This window comes from Richelia sinica FACHB-800 (genome assembly GCF_014698825.1).
Classification (GTDB): Bacteria; Cyanobacteriota; Cyanobacteriia; order Cyanobacteriales; family Nostocaceae; genus FACHB-800.
On sequence record NZ_JACJTT010000001.1, the window covers coordinates 454,279 to 476,930 of the forward strand.

The 22,652-nt window shown below is 40.9% G+C and carries 20 protein-coding genes; 11 read left to right on the plus strand and 9 right to left on the minus strand.

The genetic code is table 11. The features are described 5' to 3' along the window. Window positions 1-14: 14 nt before the first annotated feature. Together asnS and H6G73_RS01825 are read right to left on the minus strand one after the other, a co-directional pair. Entirely contained in the window at window positions 15-1,406 is a 1,392-nt protein-coding gene (gene asnS / locus H6G73_RS01820) for an asparagine--tRNA ligase (protein WP_190601219.1), read from the minus strand. 254 nt (window positions 1,407-1,660) lie between these two features. Next, the gene (locus H6G73_RS01825; RefSeq protein ID WP_190601220.1) at window positions 1,661-2,005 is read right to left on the minus strand and encodes a hypothetical protein; all 345 of its coding nucleotides are present in this window, start codon (window positions 2,003-2,005) and stop codon (window positions 1,661-1,663) included. 75 nt (window positions 2,006-2,080) lie between these two features. Between H6G73_RS01825 and H6G73_RS01830 the strand changes: the two genes are divergently transcribed. Then, window positions 2,081-2,359, plus strand: a complete 279-nt coding sequence (locus H6G73_RS01830; RefSeq protein WP_190601221.1) for a DUF6439 family protein — start codon at window positions 2,081-2,083, stop codon at window positions 2,357-2,359. A gap of 34 nt (window positions 2,360-2,393) precedes the next feature. Here H6G73_RS01830 and H6G73_RS01835 read toward each other — a convergent pair whose 3' ends face one another. From H6G73_RS01835 to H6G73_RS01845, 3 genes are all read right to left on the minus strand, one after another. Next, a complete protein-coding gene (locus H6G73_RS01835; protein WP_190601222.1) occupies window positions 2,394-2,843 on the minus strand; it encodes an ATP-binding protein in 450 nt (149 codons plus the stop codon). A gap of 379 nt (window positions 2,844-3,222) precedes the next feature. Beyond that, window positions 3,223-4,638, minus strand: a complete 1,416-nt coding sequence (rlmD, locus tag H6G73_RS01840; RefSeq protein WP_190601223.1) for a 23S rRNA (uracil(1939)-C(5))-methyltransferase RlmD — start codon at window positions 4,636-4,638, stop codon at window positions 3,223-3,225. 174 nt (window positions 4,639-4,812) lie between these two features. Continuing rightward, window positions 4,813-6,918 (minus strand): M3 family metallopeptidase, encoded by a 2,106-nt coding sequence (locus H6G73_RS01845; RefSeq protein WP_190601224.1) that lies wholly within the window; start codon window positions 6,916-6,918, stop codon window positions 4,813-4,815. A 236-nt stretch (window positions 6,919-7,154) separates the two neighbouring features. Between H6G73_RS01845 and H6G73_RS01850 the strand changes: the two genes are divergently transcribed. The 6 genes from H6G73_RS01850 to H6G73_RS01875 all read left to right on the plus strand — a co-directional run bounded on the left by H6G73_RS01850 (window position 7,155) and on the right by H6G73_RS01875 (window position 12,976). Further along, the gene (locus H6G73_RS01850) at window positions 7,155-7,943 is read left to right on the plus strand and encodes a dienelactone hydrolase family protein (RefSeq protein WP_190601225.1); all 789 of its coding nucleotides are present in this window, start codon (window positions 7,155-7,157) and stop codon (window positions 7,941-7,943) included. A 302-nt stretch (window positions 7,944-8,245) separates the two neighbouring features. Further along, the gene (locus H6G73_RS01855) at window positions 8,246-9,229 is read left to right on the plus strand and encodes an alpha-ketoacid dehydrogenase subunit beta (RefSeq protein WP_190601226.1); all 984 of its coding nucleotides are present in this window, start codon (window positions 8,246-8,248) and stop codon (window positions 9,227-9,229) included. A 182-nt stretch (window positions 9,230-9,411) separates the two neighbouring features. Beyond that, window positions 9,412-10,818 (plus strand): protein translocase subunit SecD, encoded by a 1,407-nt coding sequence (secD, locus tag H6G73_RS01860; protein WP_190601262.1) that lies wholly within the window; start codon window positions 9,412-9,414, stop codon window positions 10,816-10,818. 5 nt (window positions 10,819-10,823) lie between these two features. Then, a complete protein-coding gene (gene secF, locus H6G73_RS01865) occupies window positions 10,824-11,801 on the plus strand; it encodes a protein translocase subunit SecF (RefSeq protein WP_190601227.1) in 978 nt (325 codons plus the stop codon). Between the two features lie 81 nt (window positions 11,802-11,882). After that, window positions 11,883-12,266: a hypothetical protein gene (locus tag H6G73_RS01870; RefSeq protein WP_190601228.1), complete on the plus strand. Its 384-nt coding sequence runs from the start codon at window positions 11,883-11,885 to the stop codon at window positions 12,264-12,266. 236 nt (window positions 12,267-12,502) lie between these two features. Continuing rightward, window positions 12,503-12,976 (plus strand): GNAT family N-acetyltransferase, encoded by a 474-nt coding sequence (locus H6G73_RS01875; RefSeq protein ID WP_190601229.1) that lies wholly within the window; start codon window positions 12,503-12,505, stop codon window positions 12,974-12,976. 110 nt (window positions 12,977-13,086) lie between these two features. Here H6G73_RS01875 and H6G73_RS01880 read toward each other — a convergent pair whose 3' ends face one another. The 4 genes from H6G73_RS01880 to H6G73_RS01895 all read right to left on the minus strand — a co-directional run bounded on the left by H6G73_RS01880 (window position 13,087) and on the right by H6G73_RS01895 (window position 17,788). Further along, complete coding sequence (locus tag H6G73_RS01880; protein WP_190601230.1) at window positions 13,087-14,829, minus strand: ATP-binding protein; 1,743 nt, start codon at window positions 14,827-14,829, stop codon at window positions 13,087-13,089. Next, window positions 14,826-15,794, minus strand: a complete 969-nt coding sequence (locus H6G73_RS01885; protein WP_190601231.1) for a substrate-binding domain-containing protein — start codon at window positions 15,792-15,794, stop codon at window positions 14,826-14,828. The genes H6G73_RS01880 and H6G73_RS01885 overlap by 4 nt, the downstream gene beginning before the upstream one ends. 306 nt (window positions 15,795-16,100) lie before the next feature. Next, window positions 16,101-16,994 (minus strand): hypothetical protein, encoded by an 894-nt coding sequence (locus H6G73_RS01890; RefSeq protein ID WP_190601232.1) that lies wholly within the window; start codon window positions 16,992-16,994, stop codon window positions 16,101-16,103. A 206-nt stretch (window positions 16,995-17,200) separates the two neighbouring features. Further along, window positions 17,201-17,788, minus strand: a complete 588-nt coding sequence (locus H6G73_RS01895) for a biotin transporter BioY (protein ID WP_190601233.1) — start codon at window positions 17,786-17,788, stop codon at window positions 17,201-17,203. 437 nt (window positions 17,789-18,225) lie between these two features. On the opposite strand from H6G73_RS01895, the gene pstS reads away from it, so the two are divergent. From pstS to pstB, 4 genes are all read left to right on the plus strand, one after another. Continuing rightward, on the plus strand, window positions 18,226-19,404 hold the full coding sequence (pstS, locus tag H6G73_RS01900) for a phosphate ABC transporter substrate-binding protein PstS (protein WP_190601234.1): 1,179 nt from the start codon (window positions 18,226-18,228) through the stop codon (window positions 19,402-19,404). A 164-nt stretch (window positions 19,405-19,568) separates the two neighbouring features. Further along, window positions 19,569-20,519 (plus strand): phosphate ABC transporter permease subunit PstC, encoded by a 951-nt coding sequence (gene pstC / locus H6G73_RS01905; RefSeq protein ID WP_190601235.1) that lies wholly within the window; start codon window positions 19,569-19,571, stop codon window positions 20,517-20,519. Between the two features lie 19 nt (window positions 20,520-20,538). Beyond that, the gene (gene pstA / locus H6G73_RS01910) at window positions 20,539-21,420 is read left to right on the plus strand and encodes a phosphate ABC transporter permease PstA (RefSeq protein ID WP_190601236.1); all 882 of its coding nucleotides are present in this window, start codon (window positions 20,539-20,541) and stop codon (window positions 21,418-21,420) included. 53 nt (window positions 21,421-21,473) lie between these two features. After that, a complete protein-coding gene (gene pstB, locus H6G73_RS01915) occupies window positions 21,474-22,280 on the plus strand; it encodes a phosphate ABC transporter ATP-binding protein PstB (RefSeq protein ID WP_190601237.1) in 807 nt (268 codons plus the stop codon). Window positions 22,281-22,652 lie beyond the last annotated feature (372 nt).

Consider the following 22,652-nt stretch of genomic DNA (forward strand, 5'->3'; position numbering starts at 1 on the left):
CTCCAAAAGTTCCTCTAAAACTCTGCGCTTTGCGGTGTCCGTGGGAACGGAATTACATCTCGAATATTCCCCATCCCCGTCATAAACTGAACCAGTCGCTCAAACCCCAACCCAAAACCAGCATGGGGAACAGTGCCATAACGACGTAAATCTAAATACCACCATAAATCTTCTGGCTTCATTCCTTGAGCTATTACCCGTTTTTCTAGCACATCTAACCGTTCTTCCCGTTGGGAACCACCGATAATTTCACCAATTTTCGGTGCCAGAATATCCATAGCGCGGACGGTTTTTTCATCCTCATTCAACCGCATATAAAAGGCTTTGATTTGCGCTGGATAATCTGTAACTATGACGGGCTTTTTAAACAATTGTTCCGCTAAATAACGCTCATGTTCCGATTGCAAATCTAAACCCCAACTCACAGGATATTCAAACTTGACATCTGTCTTTTCTAATAACTTAATTGCATCGCTGTAAGTTAAGCGTTCAAACTCATTATTAATAATGTTATCTGCCGTGGCTAACACAGAATCATCAATACGCTGATTGAAAAATTCCATATCTTCTGGACATTTTTCCAACACATATTTAAAAATATGTTTGAGAAACGCCTCAGCTAAATCCATATCCCCTTCTAAGTCACAAAAAGCCATTTCTGGCTCCACCATCCAAAACTCTGCTAAATGTCGAGAGGTATTAGAATTTTCTGCGCGAAAAGTAGGGCCGAAAGTGTAAACATTGGAAAAAGCCATAGCCATAACTTCTGCTTCCAATTGTCCACTTACTGTTAAATAGGTGGGTTTACCAAAGAAGTCTTGACTATAATCAACAGCTTGATTTTCTGTTTTGGGAATATCCTTGAGATTCAAACTAGTAACACTAAATAACTCCCCAGCACCTTCACAATCACTAGCTGTAATAATGGGAGTATGTACCCACAAAAAGCCCCTTTCTTGAAAAAATTGGTGAATAGCTGTAGCACAAGCATTTCTCACCCGAAATACGGCACCAAAGGAATTAGTTCGGGAACGCAAATGACCAATGGTGCGGAGAAACTCAAAGGAATGACGCTTCTTTTGCAGAGGATAGGTATCAGGATCAGCATCTCCGTAAACTTTCACCGTAGTAGCTTTTAATTCAATCCTCTGTCCCTTACCTTGAGAAGCTACCAATACACCAACTACTTCCACAGAAGCACCTGTATTAATTTGCTTTAGCAGCCCTGCATAATCTGGTAAATCTTCATTGATGACAACTTGTAAGTTAGCTAATGATGAGCCATCATTCACTTCCAGAAAAGCAAAACCTTTCAACTCACGCTTTGTACGTACCCAACCTTGAACCACAAGGGACTCATCTGGTTGACCACTTCTTAATATTTCTGCAATTCTTGGATTTACCATTTTATACAAATTCTCTTTTGTCAATGTATATAATCTAGATTGTAAAGAAAATTAATACACTACTAAATCTACAACCCAAAATTTAGGTTATCCCAATTTGAACAAAGACTGTGACAGATTGACTCTGAAAACCTGATGCAATAATATAGCGATCGCCAAGCCAAGGTAGTCAAAACATCAATTGATGATAAAACCCAGGTAAAAAAGAGTTTTCATATTCTCACCTGCTATATCTTGCCGATTTTTAACTAGTATTATCCTACATAAGCTCTCAGTAACCAACCAATAACCACACCTAACCCACCGAAACGCACAGCTTGCCAAAAAGGACGTTTGACACTACTCCAGGAAAATAACTGGCTTTCTAAATTGATTTCCAAAACTTCTAGCTGTTTTTGCAGGCGTTTTAACTCAGCCTTCATTTCTGGAGTCTGATGTTTATTTTGTTGCAAATTTTTCAATTCTTGTTGCCATTGTGCCTGTTGTTGTTGATCCCGTAGCACTTGGGCATAACGCTCTTTCAGTAATACAAGGGAATGGTCTACATCTGCTAGTTCCTGCTCAAAACTTGGTTCGGGACTTGCTTCTGGCTTAGTCATTGCTGATTGATGAGTGGTGATTGGTTAAGATGATTAACTAAGAGCTTTTAAATCCACACTTAGCCCTGAATCCTTATGTCTCAATCTACCCAGATGTCTAATACCAGTCAACTAGATGAAATGAGCAATCTCGAATTAGCTCAAGCCCTGATGGAAAGACTGAGTATCTCCCCTCAAGATTGGCATCGTCTTAAATCTAATCGCAATGCCCGTGCTAGTGAACAGCTAGCTGCGGCAATGGTGTTTCTCCTCAAAAACCAACCTGAAGAAGTTATACCCAGATTAGAACAGGCTGTAGGCTGGCTAGATAAATCAATTTCTGCCCCTCCCTGTCCTACTCATGGCAAAGGTTAAATATGCTTGAGGATTAGCCATATCCCCGCTTCTTTCATCGACGTAATGATAAAAGACGGCGGGTCTCTAGTTGCTTACATAAACGTAATTCTGTACCTTTGCGGTTCCACTCTACCTGATCAAAAATTTGATGTAGTAGGGACAAACCGCGACCACTTTCCGCCTCATCTGGTGGCAAATAATCTGTGGGATCGCTATCATTACTACTTGTGGGGGTAAAACCTTCTCCTTGGTCGGAGATGACCCACCAATACTGATTATCTATTAAAGAAAACCGAACTACTACTTGTTTACTGGGATCAAGATTATTTCCATGTTTAGCAGCGTTAACCAGGGCTTCTTGCAGTCCTAGTCTCAGTTCGGCTTGTAATTTCGCAGGAACTTCTGCCAAAAGTAAATCTAAAATTGGACACAAATAGAGTGTTGAGGCAAAACTTATAGTACCCCAAGGCCGTCCAACTGGACGAAGAGAAATAGTAATCACAAGAGAAACCCCGTAGCTTTAGTTAGCTAGACATCAGTTTGCTGTTACAGGCACCCTGATAAAAAGTGAGGTGGTCATGCTGCCTTCAAACTTGCGTCTGTAAAACTAAATTTTCAAAATGCTGGGGAGCATTGACTCAACAGACGATTAAGAATTACGCAATTAATAATCGGTAATAATTAACCTGCTAATGCAGTCAGCAGCTTGCTAGCTGCTCTGATTTGATTTGAGCATATATTATGCTGTCCTCATCGCCGATTTATGATTTATGCAATCTTAATTAACCTTGTTAAGAGCCTATGCAGCTTCAATTTTTGTAAACAAAATACGTTTCTATTATTAGAATAATTTGATTTTAGCATTATGACTATGCACTAGACTACAAATTTCCAGTTTGAGGTTTTGTAAAGTCGTCACTACTGTTGTGCAAATGTGAGCGAACGAGAAAGGCCACTGCTTCCACATGGGCTGTTTGGGGAAAGAAGTCAGCGGGTTGGACTTTGACCAGAGTATATGTTCCATCTGCACAAAGTAGTTTGAGGTCGCGAGCGAGGGTGGCTACTTTGCAACTGACGTAAACAATTTGGGATGGTTTCAAATCAAGTAAGGTTTTGATTACATTGGGAGCGCAGCCTTTGCGAGGGGGATCAAGTAGTACCACATCTGGTGTGATGCCCAAATTAGGGATTATTTTCTCTACTGCTCCCACTTGGAATGTCACGTTATTAATGCCATTGTGTTGAGCATTGACCTGGGCTTGGGCGACTGCGGCTGCTTGTAATTCTAAACCTGTGACTTGTTTGGCTTGTTGTGCCAGAGGCAAGGTTAAAGTGCCAATGCCACAATAGGCATCGATGAGGACTTCATTTCCTTGGAGATGCAACTGTTTTTGAATTACTGCTAGGAGAGCTTCGGCGGTTTCCGTGGATACTTGAAAGAATGTATCTGCCCGGACTTGAAACTCCAGTCCTGCAAACTTTTCCCGCAGGAAGGGAACCCCCGCAATACAGCGAGTTTGCTGTCCAAATATAGCATTGGTGCGATCGCTGTTGAGATTGAGACATACCCCGACTAAATCAGGGTAACGTTGCAACCACTCCTGGGCTTGGGTTTCAATTCCTGGTAAATTCCAGTCCTTGACTACCAAAGTCAGCAGCATTTCCCCGGTGCGTCGTCCAATACGTAAACCCAAATGACGAATTTGTCCTTGATGACGCTGTTCGTCATAAATAGACCAACGTCGCTTGTGGATATCTTGCTTGACTTCTGCTAGCAAGGGATTTAATTGTGGGTCTTGCACCGGACATTGGTTCAAGTTAATTAATTGGTGACTACCTTTTTGGTAATAACCAGCTTGAACTTGACCTGTAGCAGACATACCGAGAGGGTAGGTAACTTTGTTCCGATAACCTAAAGGTGAAGCTGCTGCTAAGACCGGTGCTACTGGTGGTTGAATAAACCCACCTATCCGTTCCAAAGCTTGAATGACCTGATTTTGTTTGGCGACTAGTTGATATTCATAGTGAATGTGTTGCCACTGACAACCACCACATTTATCAGCAACAATACAACTCGGCCGGGTACGTTCGGGAGATGGTTGCAATACCTCCTGAAGTTTACCATGAGCGTATTGTGGCTTAACGTGAATTAAACGTACAAGAATGCGATCGCCTGGTACTGTATCGGGTACAAATACCACACGCTCCTCAAAGCGTCCTACGCCGTCCCCCGTATCATTTAAATCAGTGATTGTAACTTCAACTATTTCACCTTGTCGCCAAATTGGATTGGTCATTGGTCATTGGTCATTGGTGATTATGTCTATACCCTACCATTTCCTCCACCAATAACCATACTACTCCTTTACCCCTTTCACCTGAGACCCCTGTAGCCTTTGACCCTACATCCGGGGGCATGGTGTAGGGCGTAGGCAAGGGAATAACTTGACCGAACCACCAATCTGTCAATTTTAGGCAGCTGCTAGTAAGCCATGATGCTTTAACAAAGCTGCCGTACTAGGTTCCCGGCCGCGGAAGGCTTTAAATACATCCATAGGATGCTGACTACCTCCTAGGGCTAATACCGTATCGCGGTAGCGTCTGCCAATGGCTTTAATTGCTTCCTCATTGTCTAAACCAGCTTCCTCAAAGGCAGCAAAGGCATCAGCACTGAGAACTTCAGCCCATTTGTAGCTGTAATAACCTGCGGCGTAGCCACCTTCAAAAATATGACCAAAGGAGCATAGAAAGGCATCTTCTGGCAAGGGTTGTAAAACAGTTGTGGTTTTAGCGATACGTTGACGCACATCCGCAGCAGTTTCTTCACCTCCAGGACGATAGCGGTAATGTAATTCCATATCTACACTACTAAAGTGGAGTTGGCGCAACATCGCTGAACCACTCATGTAATAACGCCCTGCCAGGAGTTTTTGATAATAATGCTCTGGCAATGGTTCACCAGTTTCATAATGTTTGGCCATGCCAAATAAGGTGGGGCGATCGTAACACCAGTTTTCCATAAACTGGCTGGGTAATTCCACTGCATCCCACTCAACATTATTAATACCTGCGGCTCCAGTGTAGTCCACTGTGGTCAGCATATGTTGTAAACCATGGCCAAACTCATGAAATAAAGTTTCCACTTCATCAAAAGTCATTAAACTGGGATTACCATCCACCGGCGGAGTTTGATTACAAATCAAATAAGCCACTGGTAACCGAACGCTGGTAACACCATTTACTTGCAGTTGGCGACGATGAATACACCCGTCCATCCAAGCACCGCCACGCTTTTCTTCAGGACGACTGTAGGGATCAAGATAAAAATAGGCAATAGGTGTGCCATTTTCGTCTGCAATTTGAAAATAACGTACATCCTCATGCCAAATTGGTGCTTGACCATCGGCTGGAGTAACAGTCACACCAAACAGACGCTTTACTAGTCCAAACAACCCATCTAAGACTTGGGGTAAGGGAAAGTAAGGGCGTAATTCTTCTGCGGTAAAAGCAAATTTTTCTTCCCGTTGACGTTCTGCCCAAAAACCAATATCCCAATGCTGCAAATTATCTGCTTCTGGGGCTTTTTTGCCTTGAGCAAAGGCTTTGAGTGCTTCTAAATCTTTAACGGCAGCATCGTAGCTAACTTGGCGTAGTTCTTCTAACAGCTTTTCCACTGCTGGTACTGTCTTCGCCATTTTACTAGCTAAACTGAGTTCAGCATAGTTATCAAAGCCGATTAACTGGGCTAATTCTTGCCGTAATTCTAGAATTCTTTCTATTAGGGGGCTGTTATCCAACTCGCCAAAAGAAGCACGGGTAAAATAAGCCTGATAAATTTTCTCCCGCAAATCTCGACGGGTACTGTGTTGCATGAAAGGGAAATAGCTGGGAAAATCTAGAGTGATATGCCAAGGGCCTTCTTCTGGAGTGGCATGTTCTTCACCAGCAGCACGAGCAGCTTGAGCCGCTAAACTCAGTAAACTGTTGGGTAAACCATCAACTTCTTCTTTCTTGGTCAGAATTAAACGAAAAGCTTTAGTGGCATCCAACACATGGTTAGCAAATTTTGTAGACAGTTCTGCCAACTCCATCTGAATTGTGTTAAATCGCTCTCTGGCTTCTCCTTCTAAGCCCACACCAGAAAATTCTGCATCACGAATTGCTGCTTCCACTATTCTTTGTTGCGCTGGTGCTAACTTCGTCCAGGTCTGGCTAGCACGCAAGGCTTTAAAGGCATTATAAATTTTTTTACTTTGCCCCAAAGTATTAATAAACTGCACAACTTTTGGCTGTACCTGTTCATAAGCTGTGCGTAATTCTGGGCTATTTTTCACACCCATTAAATGATTGAGGATACCCCAACTCCAATATAGGCGTTCAGTTAAATTGTCTAAGGGTTCGACTAAATCTTGCCATGTGGGTTGGACATTCGCCTCTAAATTAGCGAGTTCTTGCTCTAGTTCTGCTAATAGATGACTAAATGCTGGTTCTACATTTTCTGGCTGAAGATCCGCAAATGGCGGTAGTCCATAGCCTTTCAGTAAGGGATTTTGAGGAATTGTAGCAGTTGCACTCATGATTCTGTGTGTTTGAAGCCGATATATTGGCGGGAACAATGATTTTTCTTTATATACCTTTTAATGTAACTTCTCGAAATAATTTCGCTCACACACACTAACTAAAATCTAGATTCTGTGATTTTTTGCCCAAGAATCGCAAAATTCCGATGTCCAAAAATTGCCCTGTTGTGGCTTTACTTGTGCCTTTTCCGGAGATAATCAACTTGGATTAATGTGGAAATGATCACAAAATTATGAAATTTTTGCTTTCTGTGGTACTAACACCTGCGGTGATATTATTTGCGGCTAGCGATGCACTGGCAGTCATTAGAACTAAAACTATTGAGTACAAACAAGGTAACACCGTATTGCAAGGTTATCTAGCCTATGATGATGCCATCAAAGTGAAACGTCCAGGGGTACTGGTAGTTCATGAATGGAACGGTCTACAGTCCTATATTAAAAAGCGTACTGTGCAGTTAGCAAAATTAGGATATGTGGCTTTTGCAGCAGATATTTATGGCAAAGGGGTGAGACCAAAAAATATTGCTGAATCAGCAGCACAGTCGAAAATTTATCGTCAGGATAGAAAATTGTTGCGGGAAAGGGCAAAAGCTGGCTTACAAGTTCTCCAAAATTACCGCTGGACTGATGCTAAACGCATTGCAGCTATTGGTTATTGTTTTGGTGGTGGCACAGTTTTAGAATTAGCTCGTAGTGGTGTCAATCTTGCAGGTGTGGTCAGTTTTCATGGCAACTTGGATACCCCAAATCCTGATGATGCCAAAAATATTAAAGCTAAGGTGTTAGTATTACACGGTGCTGATGACCCTTTTGTTCCAGATGAGCAAGTGAGGGCATTTGAAAACGAGATGCGTCAAGCTAAGGTAGATTGGCAATTAATCTCTTATGGTGGAGTTGAACACGCTTTTACCAATCCTGACTATAAAGGGGAACCAAAAGGCGCTCTTTATAATCCACTAGCAGATCAGCGTTCCTGGAAAGCGATGCGGCAGTTTTTCGCAGAAATATTTCGGAGATAGGTGACAGGGAAGAAGATAGGAAGCAGGGAATAAGAAGAAAATAACTCTTGACTTTTGTACCCCCATCTGTCACATCCATCTACTATCAATGAAATAAGTAAATGGGTAGTTTCAAGATTGGTATGGGATTTGGATGAAGATAGTTCAAGAGTAGGGGAATGAGTGAAAATTATGAATATGTCCTGTAACTCATGACATGACCTATGGCCGATTACTAATCACCAATCTAGTGCGATCGCTCACCGTCTTGGCCTCAATGGCACGATAAGATTCTAAAACAATAAATTGTAATAAAGGTCTAAATGGCAGAAACACTATTTTTCAACGCTCTACGGGAAGCCATTGATGAAGAAATGGCGCGTGATTCTAGCGTATTCGTTTTGGGAGAAGACGTAGGTCACTACGGCGGTTCTTATAAAGTTACCAAAGACCTATACAAAAAGTATGGTGATCTGCGAGTTTTAGACACCCCCATCGCTGAAAATAGCTTTACAGGCTTGGCTGTGGGAGCAGCAATGACAGGGTTACGCCCCATCATTGAAGGGATGAATATGGGCTTTTTGCTCCTCGCTTTTAACCAAATTTCTAATAATGCCGGAATGCTACGCTACACTTCCGGTGGTAACTTTAAAATTCCTATGGTGATTCGTGGCCCTGGTGGTGTAGGAAGACAACTAGGTGCTGAACATTCCCAACGGTTAGAAGCATATTTCCAAGCGGTTCCTGGGTTGAAAATTGTTGCCTGTTCTACGCCTTACAATGCTAAGGGCTTGCTTAAATCTGCCATTCGTGATGATAACCCTGTTTTATTCTTTGAACACGTTCTGCTTTATAACTTAAAAGAAAATCTGCCTGAAGAAGAATATTTAGTACCTTTGGATAAAGCAGAAGTTGTCCGTCGGGGTAAGGATGTGACTATTCTTACTTACTCCCGGATGCGCCATCATGTAATGCAAGCTGTTAAACCTTTAGAAAAACAAGGTTTTGACCCAGAAGTTATTGATTTAATTTCCCTCAAGCCTCTTGATTTTGATACCATTGGTGCATCCGTGCGGAAGACTCACCGAGTGATTATCGTGGAAGAGTGTATGAGAACTGGCGGTATTGCCGCAGAATTAACAGCGTCTATCAATGATCGCTTGTTTGATGAATTAGACGCACCAGTATTACGCCTGTCTTCTCAAGATATCCCCACACCTTATAACGGTAATCTGGAGCGATTAACCATTGTGCAGCCAGAGCAAATCGTGGAAGCCGTGCAGAAAATGATGGCTTTGCGTGTTTAAGAATCTAGGTCATAGGTGACAGGTGACAGAGGAAGAAGAGTTAATTTCCTTCTTTTCTTCCTTCTGGAACTCCTGTTCGCGCAGCGTGCCGAAGGCATACTTCTGAACTCCTGAAACTCCTCCCCCACTCATAACGCGACAAAAGAACGCTATTATAACCTTTGTCAGTTGTGAGTGATGGTATGCAAAAACAGCGATCGCTATTAGCGTTGATTTTCGTGTTGGTCATCGCCGCTATTGCGGTGATTGCCACAATTCCTGTACCCTTGGGTCTAGACTTACGGGGCGGCTCACAGCTTACCATTCAGGTGAAAACAACAGCAGATATTAAGCAAATCACCGAACGAGAATTGGAAGCTGTGAAGAAGGTCGTCGAAGGCCGGATTAATGGTCTGGGCGTGTCTGAACCTGTAATCCAAACCGTCGGTACTGATAAAATTTTGGTTCAGTTACCAGGGGTAAATGACCCAGAACAAGCGGAACGAGTGTTAGGTGGTACAGCACAGTTAGAATTTCGTACCCAAAAGCCAGGAACAGAAACTCAAATTTTTGCGCTGCAAGCTTCACGGGCTGAACTAAAAGCCAAGCAGCAAGAATTGAGGAAAAGTAATGACCAAGGGGCATTGACTAAAAACCTGGAAGAATTAAAAAATAACAATCAAGCGATCGCTGAACTGTTTGAAAGTACCAATCCTCCACTCACTGGTCAATATTTGGAAAATGCCTATGGTGAACCGACCCAAGGCAATAATTGGAATGTAGCTCTACGGTTCAATCAAAAAGGTGGAGAACTCTTTGCACAATTGACCAAAAATTTGGCGGGTACTGGTCGCAGTATTGGTATTTTCTTAGATAACGAACTCATTAGCGCTCCTAACGTGCCCCTACAATTTGCCGCTACAGGGATTACTGGTGGTTCTGCGATTATTGAAGGTCGATTTACAGCCCAGGAAGCTAATGATTTAGGTGTACAGTTACGAGGTGGCGCGTTACCCGTACCTGTAGAAATTGCCGAACGGCGGACAGTTGGTGCGACATTAGGTAAAGACAGTATCGAGCGGAGTATTTACGCTGGTGTTGCTGGGCTAATTTTAGTCTTTATCTTCATGGTATTTTACTATCGACTACCAGGTATGATTGCCAACATCGCCTTGGTGATCTACTCCTTACTGACTTGGGCCACCTTTTCTTTGTTAGGCGTAACCTTGACTTTACCGGGGATTGCCGGTTTTATCCTCAGTATTGGTATGGCAGTGGATGCCAATGTACTGATTTTTGAACGGACAAGGGAAGAATTACAAGCAGGTAAGTCTCTTTACCGTTCCGTGGAATCTGGTTTCTACCGTGCCTTTTCCAGTATTTTAGACAGTAACGTGACTACCTGGATTGCTTGCGCTGCCCTATTTTGGTTAGGTTCTGGATTAGTCAAAGGTTTTGCCCTCACCTTAGCTTTAGGGGTAGCAGTCAGTATGTTTAGTGCCATTACCTGTAGTCGCACCTTTATGTTTATCGCTATTTCCATTCCCAGTTTGCGGAAAACAGAACTTTATTGTCCCAATGTCTCAGCGTCCAATCAGGCGGAGGTGTGACGCACATGAAACTCAGTATTAACAAATCGCGATCGCTTTGGTGGATTATTTCTTCTGCTATCATCCTCAGTGGTATCATCTCTATGGTGATTTCCTGGCAGAATCCCAATATTAAAGCACCCCTCCGCCCCAGTTTAGATTTTATTGGTGGTACACGCTTACAGTTCGTCCGCGACTGTAACCAACCAGGTAACTGTGACAAACCCATAGATATCAATGTTGTCCGGGAAGTTGCCCAAGCTCAAGGACTCGCAGATAGCAGCATCCAGTTAATTTCTGAAAATGGTGCAGATAACGGCATCACCATCCGCTCCAAAAACTTAGATACAGACCAGCGAACCAAGCTGCAAGCAGCCCTCACAGAAAAAATTGGCGCTTTTGACCAGCAGAAAAATCAAATTGATTCCGTCGGCCCCACATTGGGACGAGAGTTATTTCGGTCTGGTGTAATTGCTTTGCTAGTCTCTTTTGTCGGCATTACCATCTACATGGCTGTCCGCTTCCAGCTAGACTATGCAGTTTTCGCCATTGTCGCTTTGTTCCATGATGTTATCATCACCGTGGGAATGTTCTCAATTTTGGGTTTAGTGGCTGGAATTGAAGTAGATAGCCTCTTTATCGTGGCATTGCTGACAATTACAGGGTTCTCCGTTAACGATACCGTGGTGATTTATGATCGCATTCGAGAAACCCTGAAAATTAACCCCAATCGTCCTATTGCTGAAATCGTGGATGACGCGGTTAACCAAACCCTATCCCGTTCCATCAACACCACCTTAACAACCTTACTCACATTATTTGCCATCTTCCTATTTGGTGGAGATACTTTGAAATATTTCGCCCTCGCCCTAATTATTGGCTTTATCATGGGGGCTTATTCCAGTATCTTTATTGCGAGTACACTTCTGACTTGGTGGCGAGAACGCAGTGGTAAATACCCCAGTAATGCAATGGAAACTGCTGCAAGTTCCCCAGAAAGTTAATATCATTTGCCATGGTGACAGGTGCGAGCAGGATTTTCTCCTTCCCTACTGTCTTAATTTAACCAGACTGATGATTTTTCTATGGAACAACCAGAAGCACCACCAACTGATTTCACTCAACAAGTGCAAAAGTTACACCAACTAACTGTTTACGGACGTTGGTTAGTTGTCGGCTGTTTATGGCTCATCATTACGCCCCTAGCCCTGTGGGATTTACGCGCAGAGATAGTTTTATGGCAGCAATACTTTACCTGGGCTGCTGTGCGCTATGGGCTGATTTCACATCGCTTATCAGCCATAGGCATATCCTTCTGTTTGGGTATGACTATTGCTGTTTTAGTTTGGCAAAGTCGAAATATTTTGTTTGGACTACCCCCAGATGAAAAACAACGTCTAGAACAGCAAGTTTTTCGCATCCGTCAGCAAGGGCCTAGCCATCCCCTATGGAAATGGATATGCAACTGAATGTTTTGGGTCTATTTGAGGCTGGCCAGAATTCTCAAATCCGCAGCTTCAGATTAATCTGGTATGAGATGAAAATCCCCCAATTCATCTACCCAAAAATATATTTATCTTGTAAAAATTGTCTTGGGTATGGGTATAAATTGAGAATATGTTGCATATCCATACACAAGTTCAGTCATTTTTTGCAAAATATGACATAACAAATAAAGATACTGCTGTACATTGAGCGTCTACACATGAACCATCCGCAAATTCACTTTAGCGATCGCTCTGCCGAAATTGACCTCTACCAACTCCAAGAACTATTTAATCTTGGCGCTTTTTGGGCAAAAGGGCGTAGTATCGAAGACTTAGGTATAGCAGTTGCTAACAGTGAACCAGTTATCTCTATTTGGGATGGAGAAAAGCTGATAGGTTTTGCTAGAGCCACCTCTGATGGCATATATCGTGCCACAATTTGGGATGTAGTTATTCACCCAGATTATCGGGGCAAAAGACTGGGCAGCAAGTTAGTAGAAACCGTTTTGAGCCATCCGAAAGTACGTTGGGTAGAGCGTGTTTACTTAATGACAACTCACCAACAAGAATTTTACGAAAAGATTGGCTTTGAGACTAACTCCTCTACAACCATGGTGCTGCACAACAACCAAAAAGTGCAAGAGTTTCAACGAGCAGCAGTTCAGGAGTTACAGCCATTTCCAGGTAAATAAGCTGTTGCAGGACTGACGCAAGATGAACGTACTCAAACTCATATTTTTCCTAGCCTATAGGTCAGTCCTATGTTGGATATTGAATCCCATCTCCCTCATATTCTCAATTCCTAAGTCTTTGCTGCTTGTCTTTCTAGGCCGACTCCCACCACTGTTGGCTTTTCCTGTTGATACAGAGGAACTTCCACCCAAAACTTAGTACCTTGACCAAGTTCAGACTCACAGCGTAAAGCACCAGAGTGAGTCTGGACAACAATTTGATAACTGATAGATAAACCCAAACCTGTACCTTTACCCACAGGTTTCGTGGTGAAAAAGGGGTCAAACAGCTTGCATTTTGTCTCTTCCGTCATTCCTGGCCCATTATCTGCAATTCCTACCAATACACGTTTATCGTCAGTAACTGCGGTACTAATGACGATTTGAGCAGGATGACTATCAATAGCTTCTCTGCGATCGCTTTCTAGAGCATCGATAGCATTACTAATAATATTCATAAATACTTGATTCAACTGTCCAGGATAACACTCTACTAAAGGTAAATCACCATACTCCTTAATAATTTGAATGGCTGGATGATGTGGTTTTACCTTGAGACGATTCTGCAAAATTAGTAGTGTACTTTCAATCCCTTCATGAATATCTACTGCTTTCATATCTGCTTCATCTAACCGGGAAAAATTGCGTAAAGATAAAACAATTTCCCGAATTCTTTGCGCTCCTATTTTCATGGAAATTAGAGTTTTTGGTAAATCTTCCAACACAAAATCTAATTCCATATTTGTAATTTTTTCTTGAATATTTTCTCCAGGTTCAGGAAAATTATCTTGATATAAACTGATTAATTCTACTAGGTCTTGAGAGTAATCATATACATGAGTAATATTTCCATAAATAAAGTTAACTGGGTTATTAATTTCATGAGCTACCCCAGCTACCAATTGACCTAAACTAGACATCTTTTCTGTTTGAATCAATTGAGCTTGCGTATTTTTTAATTCCGCAAAAGTTTGATGTAGCTCTAACTCTGCCTGTTTCCGTTCAGAAATTTCAATTTCCAAAAGTTGATTAATAGCAGTCAATTCTGTATTTTTCACCATGGTTTCACGAGACTCTTTTAACTTAACTGCCATGTAATTAAATGCTTGGGCTAAATCTTCTATTTCATCACCAGTATTAATATTTAGACTATAGTTAAAATTGCCATTAGCAATTTCCTTTGTCCCAGATTGTAATTTGTGTAAGTATTTCACTGTTGGCCGCCAAATGAGCCAAAATTTTCCCACAAACAGCAATATAATTCCCCCTGCAAATCCAAAGGAAATAATTCTCTGCAATCTGTGTAGACTTGCTACCTCTGCTTCTACAACATTTTGTTGTTGATAAGCATGTTCTACGATTTGAGATAGAAATAACTCAATATCTCTGTTAAAAGAATTAATGGCACGAAAATATTGCTGAGAATCTGCCAGATAGCTTGTCGTATCATTTAACTTAGTTAGTTGATATGTCATTTGTTTTAGAAATTGGTGACGACGACGAATCACAGCAATTTCTGGAGGATTTTGTAGTAACTTGTCTAAACTATCTAGATATTGGAGAAACTGCTTTGAAGAACTTTCTGTATTTTGGTTATCAGTCTTTAATAAGACTACATCTTTCAGTTCGATAATTTCCGTCTTTAAGGCATTTTCTGCTTCCAGGGCAACTTTGAGAGTTTCTATACTGCGCTGGCTTTTGGCGCTAATGTTTTGTTTAATATGCTGAATTAGGATAGTGTTGCCAACAATGATCGCGATGATTGAGACCACAATCACAGCAGAAGCTGTAAAAAACTTTGTAGAAATTTTCATTTGGCAGAAGTAGCAATTAAATTTAATTCTTGACGAAGTTTTTGGATAGGTGCGTAATCAGCAGGAATAATTAATGTATATCCAGCTGATTCAGTACCGACAATATCTTCAATTCCATCTGGACTACTAATAAAAGCTCGTTTGAACTGAAGAATTAATTCAGGAGATAATTTCTGAGAAATAACTATAGGAGAATGAGGGATAGGAGCAGATTCCCAGATGATTCTAGAATTCTGTGCTGTTACTCTGCCTTGTTTTTGGCTTTTTAAATATGAGGAAACATTCGTCACAGCAGCATCAACAGTACCATTGGCTAATGCTTCTATACTCTTGCTATGACTACCTGTAAATAAGATTTGAGAAAAATCTTCACGAGGATTAATTTCTAGGTTTTTGAAGGTTGCTGCTGCCATTAAATACCCAGAAGTAGATGATTTATGGACAAAAGCAACACGCTTGCCTTTGAGGTCTTTTATACTTTTGATGCTACTGTTTGCCTGGACTATAATGCACGAACGATACCAAGGTTGACCTGTATGTTTATCGATAGGTGCAACTAAAGGTTCGATTTTCGCACCCTTATCTACGGCTTCCAAATAGGTAACAGGGCCTAAATAAGCTAAGTCGAGTTTACCTTTTACCAACCAGTCCACAACTTCTTCATAGCTTTGGGCAATTTGAAAATCAACTTGCCTTCCTAAAGATTTTTCCAAGTATTCATCTAGGGGTTTAATCATTCTTTCTTGTTCAGTGCGACTTTGAGTAGGAAGTACCCCAACTTTTAATGCAGATAAGTTAATTGTGCTGCTGACTACACTATCTAAAGGAGACTGATGGTTCTTGACAAATATGTTGTGAGTACAACCAGCACCCAGTAATACCACAACCATGGATATACTTAAAAATCGATGTTTCTTGAATAAACGATTTGTAGCTGGTCGCAGCCTAGTTAGGTATTTTTCCATAAAGTTAAGTACAGAATATGTCAAAAAAATTGAAGGAATTTAGTTGATAACTCTGAAGGTTAACAACCCATTCCTGAACAATTTCATTTCTCCCTTAACGATGTAAAGATAAAATTCTTATGTGAGCCAGTTTTTACCAGAACTGGACATTGAGCAAAATGAGACTTGTTAATTGTCTCTAGCAAAATTACCCTGAATCACAATTATACCAATTCTTTATGAGGGTGTATATACATCTTCCCTAGCTCAAAGATTATTACTAACACTCCGTGACCATCAAACAAAAAAATAGGTTAAATTAAGCAATTAAGATTCTACACTCACCCAAAAGTCTGCTGTTTCTACTTTCCCCTTAAAGTTAAACTGCATCCACATTTTATAAGTTCCCTTGTGAGGAAATTTGGTCATAAATTCAACTTTCCCTGGAGGGGAATTTTTTAGAGCATGAGCATGGATGTAGTCAGATTTTGTTAAGGGTGATGAGCTTTTGATAATCACCAAATGACCTTTTTCCCCTAAATATGGCTTTATATCTTGAACTGCTTGATTACTTTGCCGATCTTTAATATCAAATCCTATTTTAATCTCTTGTCCTACTCTAAGATTAGAGGGTGAGGTGTTCAAAGTGACTTTGGTATTAGATAAGGTTTTGCTTTTAGTAAATTTTTCTAAATCTTTGGGTAAGGGAATAGAACCAGGAACATTGAGATTAAGGATGGAAACACGTTCTGGCTGTCCAGTGGGTTTATAATCGCTAAACAATACATAATTGCCAGGATTTGGAAATTCTGCACTCACTTCAAACTTGCCATTATTTTTGTAATCTGGATGCAGATGTTGAAAAAATGTCAAGTCGTCATTAACCATAATTAAGTGCATATTTTGTTCTTGGAATGTATCAAATTTAGTGACAGGCTTACCACCAGCATCTTGAATATTAATTACCAAATTAGTTGCTTGGTTAGCTGCAATATTTTTTGGTGTAGTTAATTTAGCTTGAGTATTAGAAGGTGAATTGTCTTGATGCTGCTCATGACTATGAGAGTGTTCTTTTTGTTCATTGACAACTATTTGGTCATGATTCTGATGATTCATGTTGTCGCTAGCAACTTTTGTATTGTTCGGTCTCTCCCCAATCGAGCAACCAGAAATAATTAATGTATTAGTGATGAATAAGGCTTGTAATAATGTGATTTTCATGTTAACTTTACCGGATTTTAAGAATCAATATTTACCTGCATATCTATGAATATTTGCATACATCCCTCAGGAAGATGCTGACAATTCAAGGGGGATTTACATTAATCATGGTGTGTCGAATAACTGCTTTCTATGGAGGTTTAGCTTGGTGCTAAACCTTTTTTTATCAGCATCATTATGTTACTAACAATATCATTCAATACTTACTAATAAAACATGATTTGTCTGAGGATATAGGCGATGAAAGTGACTGCACAAACTACAGCGAATTGTCCTGGTAACGGCAACCATGAGTATCTAATAATAGCTTCAAATAAGGATAGGTTGTCTGACCCTCTCCAAGGGAAAAAGTAGCTGATGATCAAATAAGTGATACCGCAGAGGTGAACAGTTAACAAGCCACAAAAACAACTAAATGCTAAGGTTTCTAGTTGAGGTCTAGCTTTAAAGGCAAAGTGTCCACAAATCCAAGCTGCTGGTACAAAGCCTAAAAGATAACCAAATTGAGACAATTTGACATAACCAATTCCACCACCATCAGCAAAAACTGGCAATAAAGTTAACCCCATGACTAAATAGGCAATTTGCGAAAGCGCACCAGCGTGTTTACCTCCCAAACAGCCAACTAGCAAAACTGCACCAATTTGATAACTGACACCTAAAGAAAAAATTTTAATACCTTGCTGACTCCAATTCCAAGGTAAGGAGGTTCCATAGGCTTCGAGGAACGTGCCACCCATTGTTAGGAGTAGGCCAATCATAGACCAGAGCAATTGATTTGAGGCAGCAAACATTGATCAGACTATAGGAACTATAGGAAAACTAACAGCAACCAGTATAGGCAAATGGTAGAAAATTAGCTTTAGAGATAGTTCAAGCGTTGATTAATTTCTCACAGTGCTAGAAAATTTTCTACTTTGACTAACACACAAAAAGATTGTAATATAAATTACATATAATTAATTTTCCTCTCAGCGATGTTTTGAGAATAATATGTAAGGCTTTTAGCTTAACCTAATCTTAACCGAAACAAGTATTTTTATTTATTTTTGGTCGCATTTTTAATAGTTAATTATGTATTTATGCTGAAAAAATAGATGAGTTTTTTTGGAAATTTTCCTTTCTGACTACTGGAAAAATTACTTTTGTTAACCTTTTGTTTACCTTGGGAATCATCATTTAAGGGTATGTTAGAAGCGCTCATCTGGCAATACAGAAAATTTCAACAACGATGCTACTACGTTTTATGTTAGTAAAAAATCACCGTCTAAAAGGATTAAGTACAGTATTAGCACTGTCTATGGGTTTAACTGCCTGTGCGGGAGTGCAAACCGGGCAAAACTCACAAACTCCAGAATCAACAGGGACGGCTCAAAATGCCACAGCATCTGCACCTGCTAAATTAGATTTGGGTGGAAATGTGACTTTGACTGGTGCTGGCGCATCATTTCCTGCTCCACTGTATCAAAGTTGGTTCACTGAGCTAAACAAAAAATATCCTAATTTGCAAGTCAACTATCAGTCCGTGGGTAGCGGTGCTGGTGTAGAGCAGTTTACCAAAGGAACAGTAGACTTTGGTGCTAGTGATGTAGCTATGAAGGATGAGGAAATCAAGGCTGTACCTGCTGATAAGGGGGTAATTATGCTACCTGTAACAGCGGGTAGTATTGTTTTGGCATACAACTTACCAGATGTGCCGGAGTTGAAATTACCCAGAGCAGTTTACACAGATATTTTATTAGGCAAGATTAAATCTTGGGATGATCCAGCCATTGCCAAAGCCAATCCAGGTGTAAAATTACCAAACCAAGCAATCACCGTTGTTTATCGTGCTGATGGTAGTGGCACAACAGGAGTCTTTACTAAACACTTAAGCGCCATTAGTCCAGAGTGGAAATCGAAAGTAGGCGACGGTAAGAGTGTAAAATGGCCTGTGGGGGTTGGTGCGAAAGGAAATGAAGGTGTGACTGCCCAAATCCAACAAACTCAAGGTGCGATTGGATATGTAGAGTATGGCTATGCTAAACAAAATAGCCTCAAAACTGCTGCTTTAGAAAATAAAGGTGGTAATTTTGTCACACCAACAGATGAATCGGCAGCTAAAACCTTAGCATCTGTGACTCTGCCAGACAATCTGCGTGCTTTTATTTCTGATCCAGAAGGAGCAGATTCTTATCCGATTGTTACCTATACTTGGATTTTGGCTTATCAAAAATACCCAGATGCAGCTAAAGCGAAGGCAATGGAAGCAGCGATAGAGTATGCCTTAACTGATGGTCAAAAACTAGCTGGGGAATTAGGATATGTTCCTTTGCCTACCAATGTGATTACCAAGGTGGCTGCTGCTGCCGATAAAATCAGCCCAGAGTATAAAATTAGCGTTGGTGGTGGTGCTAGTGCAAGTAACTAAAGTTGATGCTTGATAGCACAAGTCAAATTTTTCATGAAGGACAAAAGCTGTCATTCAGCCTGATTAGCTCAAATTGCCAATGTCGATTTAATTGAGCCGGGTGTAGCGATTTAGTCTGGTTAGCTCCCACATTTTCCTCGATTTTATTTCTAAAGTCAGTATTCATGACTACAACTTCTGCCAATTTTCCATCAGGAACGAAAAAGCGATCGCCACTAGATAGGTTCCTAGATCGGGGCTTTATCTGGACAACAAGAATTTTTGCCCTAGCGATCGCTGCTACTTTATTATGGATTGCCCTGCAAGTAGCGATCGCTGCTGGCCCAGCAATTCAAGAATTTGGACTAGGCTTCATTACTAAAAGTAGTTGGAACCCAGTCAATGACGAGTATGGTGTACTCCCACAAATTTATGGAACCTTGATGAGTTCCTTCATCGGGTTACTTTTGTCCGTACCCATTGGTGTGGGAACTGCGATTTTATTGAGCGAAAACTTTTTACCTACCCAAGTCCGGCTTGTACTAGTATTTTTAGTGGAACTATTAGCGGCTATCCCCAGTGTAGTCTACGGTGTGTGGGGTATTTTCGTTTTAGTGCCAATGCTAAGTAACTTGGGCAAATTTCTCCACAGTTCTTTAGGATGGATACCTCTGTTTAATACCCCTCCTACGGGCCCAGGAATGCTACCTGCGGGGGTAATATTAGCCATTATGACCTTGCCCATCATCACAGCTATCTCCCGTGATGCGTTAATTTCCCTACCTCCTAGCTTACGTCAAGCCGCAGTAGGATTAGGTGCGACCCGATGGGAAACAATCTTTCAAATTCTCATCCCTGCTGCTTTTTCTGGGATTGTCAGTGCAGTGATGTTAGCATTAGGGCGGGCCATGGGTGAAACAATGGCTGTCACCATGTTGATTGGCAATGCCAACAACATCAATATTTCCCTTTTAGCCCCAGCAAATACTATTTCTTCTCTGCTAGCTAATCAATTTTCCGAAGCCAATGGCTTGCAAGTAGCGGCTTTAATGTATGCCGCTTTAGTTTTGTTTATTTTGACACTGGCAGTCAATATTCTGGCTGAGTTGATCGTCATCCGCATGAAACGACTCTAGTGCTTTTATTGGTTGAATTATGACTTCCTATTTTCCCGAAAGCAGCCTCACTCGCTCTTCTTTATCGAAACGCACCCTATTCAATACAGTAATGACCGTAATCACATTTATATGTGGTTTTCTGGCTCTTTTGCCCTTACTGGCCGTACTTTCCTATGTGGTAATTCAGGGCTTCAATAGCCTCAGCCCTAGCGTATTTACCGAACTACCTCCCGCACCTTTTCGTAAAGGAGGGGGCTTTGGTAATGCTATTTTGGGAACACTATTAATGGTGGGAATTGGTGGGCTAATTAGCATTCCTTTTGGAGTGCTGGCAGCTATTTACTTAACAGAGTTTAGCTCTGGTAAAATTGCTAGGTGGGTACGTTTTGCAACTAATGTTTTAAGCGGAGTTCCATCCATTATTGCCGGGGTCTTTGCCTATGGCATTGTGGTACTTTCCTTGACCCAATGGAAATTAGGTTCCTACTCTGCAATTGGTGGCGGTTTTGCACTAGCGATTTTGATGTTACCAATTATTGTACGTACCACCGATGAAGCTTTGCAATTAGTATCCCAGGATCTGCGTCAAGCATCCTTAGGATTAGGGGCAACAAACTTTCAAACTGTTACCCAAGTAGTGTTACCGGCCGCTTTACCGGCAATTGTCACAGGTTCCACCTTAGCTATTGCTAGGGCTGCGGGGGAAACTGCACCACTACTGTTTACAGCCTTGTTTTCGACTTTTTGGCCTGATAGTTTACTCAAGCCAACAGCTTCCTTAGCAGTATTAGTTTATAACTTTGCAATTTCACCCTTTAAGAATTGGCAATCTTTAGCTTGGGCAGCATCTTTAATTTTAGTGTTGATGGTGTTGTTGACGAGTATTATTGCTCGCTGGGCTACTCGTCAAAAAGCTTAGGAAAATTAAATCACGCAGGGTAGATAGACCCAAAACCTATACCTACACTTTGTATGATCACTCAAACTACAAATACTCAAGACACAGATACTGTATTACACACAGAAAATCTCAATGTTTACTACGGCAAATTTTTAGCGTTACAGAATATTTGGTTAGATATTCCCAAACATAAAGTTACGGCTTTTATTGGCCCTTCTGGTTGCGGTAAAAGTACGTTATTGCGTTGTTATAATCGACTGAACGATTTGATTGAGTCCTTTCGAGCCGAAGGTAAAATATTTTATTACAATAAAAACCTTTATGCACCTGATGTTGACCCGGTAGAAGTACGTCGTCGCATTGGCATGGTGTTTCAAAGACCTAACCCATTTCCGAAATCAATTTACGAAAATATTGCTTTTGGGGCACGAATTAACGGTTACAAAGGCGATATGAATGAATTGGTAGAAAGAAGTTTGCGACAAGCAGCGTTATGGGATGAAGTTAAAGATAAACTCAAGCAAAGTGGTTTATCATTATCAGGTGGACAACAGCAAAGATTGTGCATTGCTAGAGCGATCGCTGTCCAACCAGAAATTATCCTCATGGATGAACCTTGTTCAGCCCTTGACCCCATTTCTACTTTACGGGTAGAAGAGTTAATTCATGAACTCAAAGAACAATACACAATCGTGATTGTTACCCACAATATGCAGCAAGCTGCACGGGTTTCTGATAAAACTGCCTTTTTCAATGTCAGAAGCACTGAAACAGGTGGACGGATTGGTTATTTAGTCGAGTACAACGCTACAGAAGTTATCTTTAACAATCCCCAGCAAGAAGATACCAAAGCCTATATTAGTGGTAGGTTTGGATGATTTAAGTTATGTAACATGATTTGTAGTTAGCAGGGTAAAGGGGGAAATCTCGTTTCCTCATTCTTGAGTTGGGGATAAAAACCCTGATTCATGGTCTATTTCAAAAAATTGAAAACAAGACTCACATCTGAATCTCTGATTAAATTCCCTTTTTCTCCCCTGTCTCTTTTACACCTTTACACCTGGTATTATTTCCATCATAGGAAAATAGGCGCAAAGGGCGATCGCTCTTTGTGCAGAATTATTTTATTGACAATTTTTGCTATATAGCTATAGCCATCAAGATTAGGACGTAAACTATAAGAGTTCCCATAGCATCTCCCGATTTCAATGGCTAAACCTTATAGTGATGATTTTCGGCAAAAGGTAATG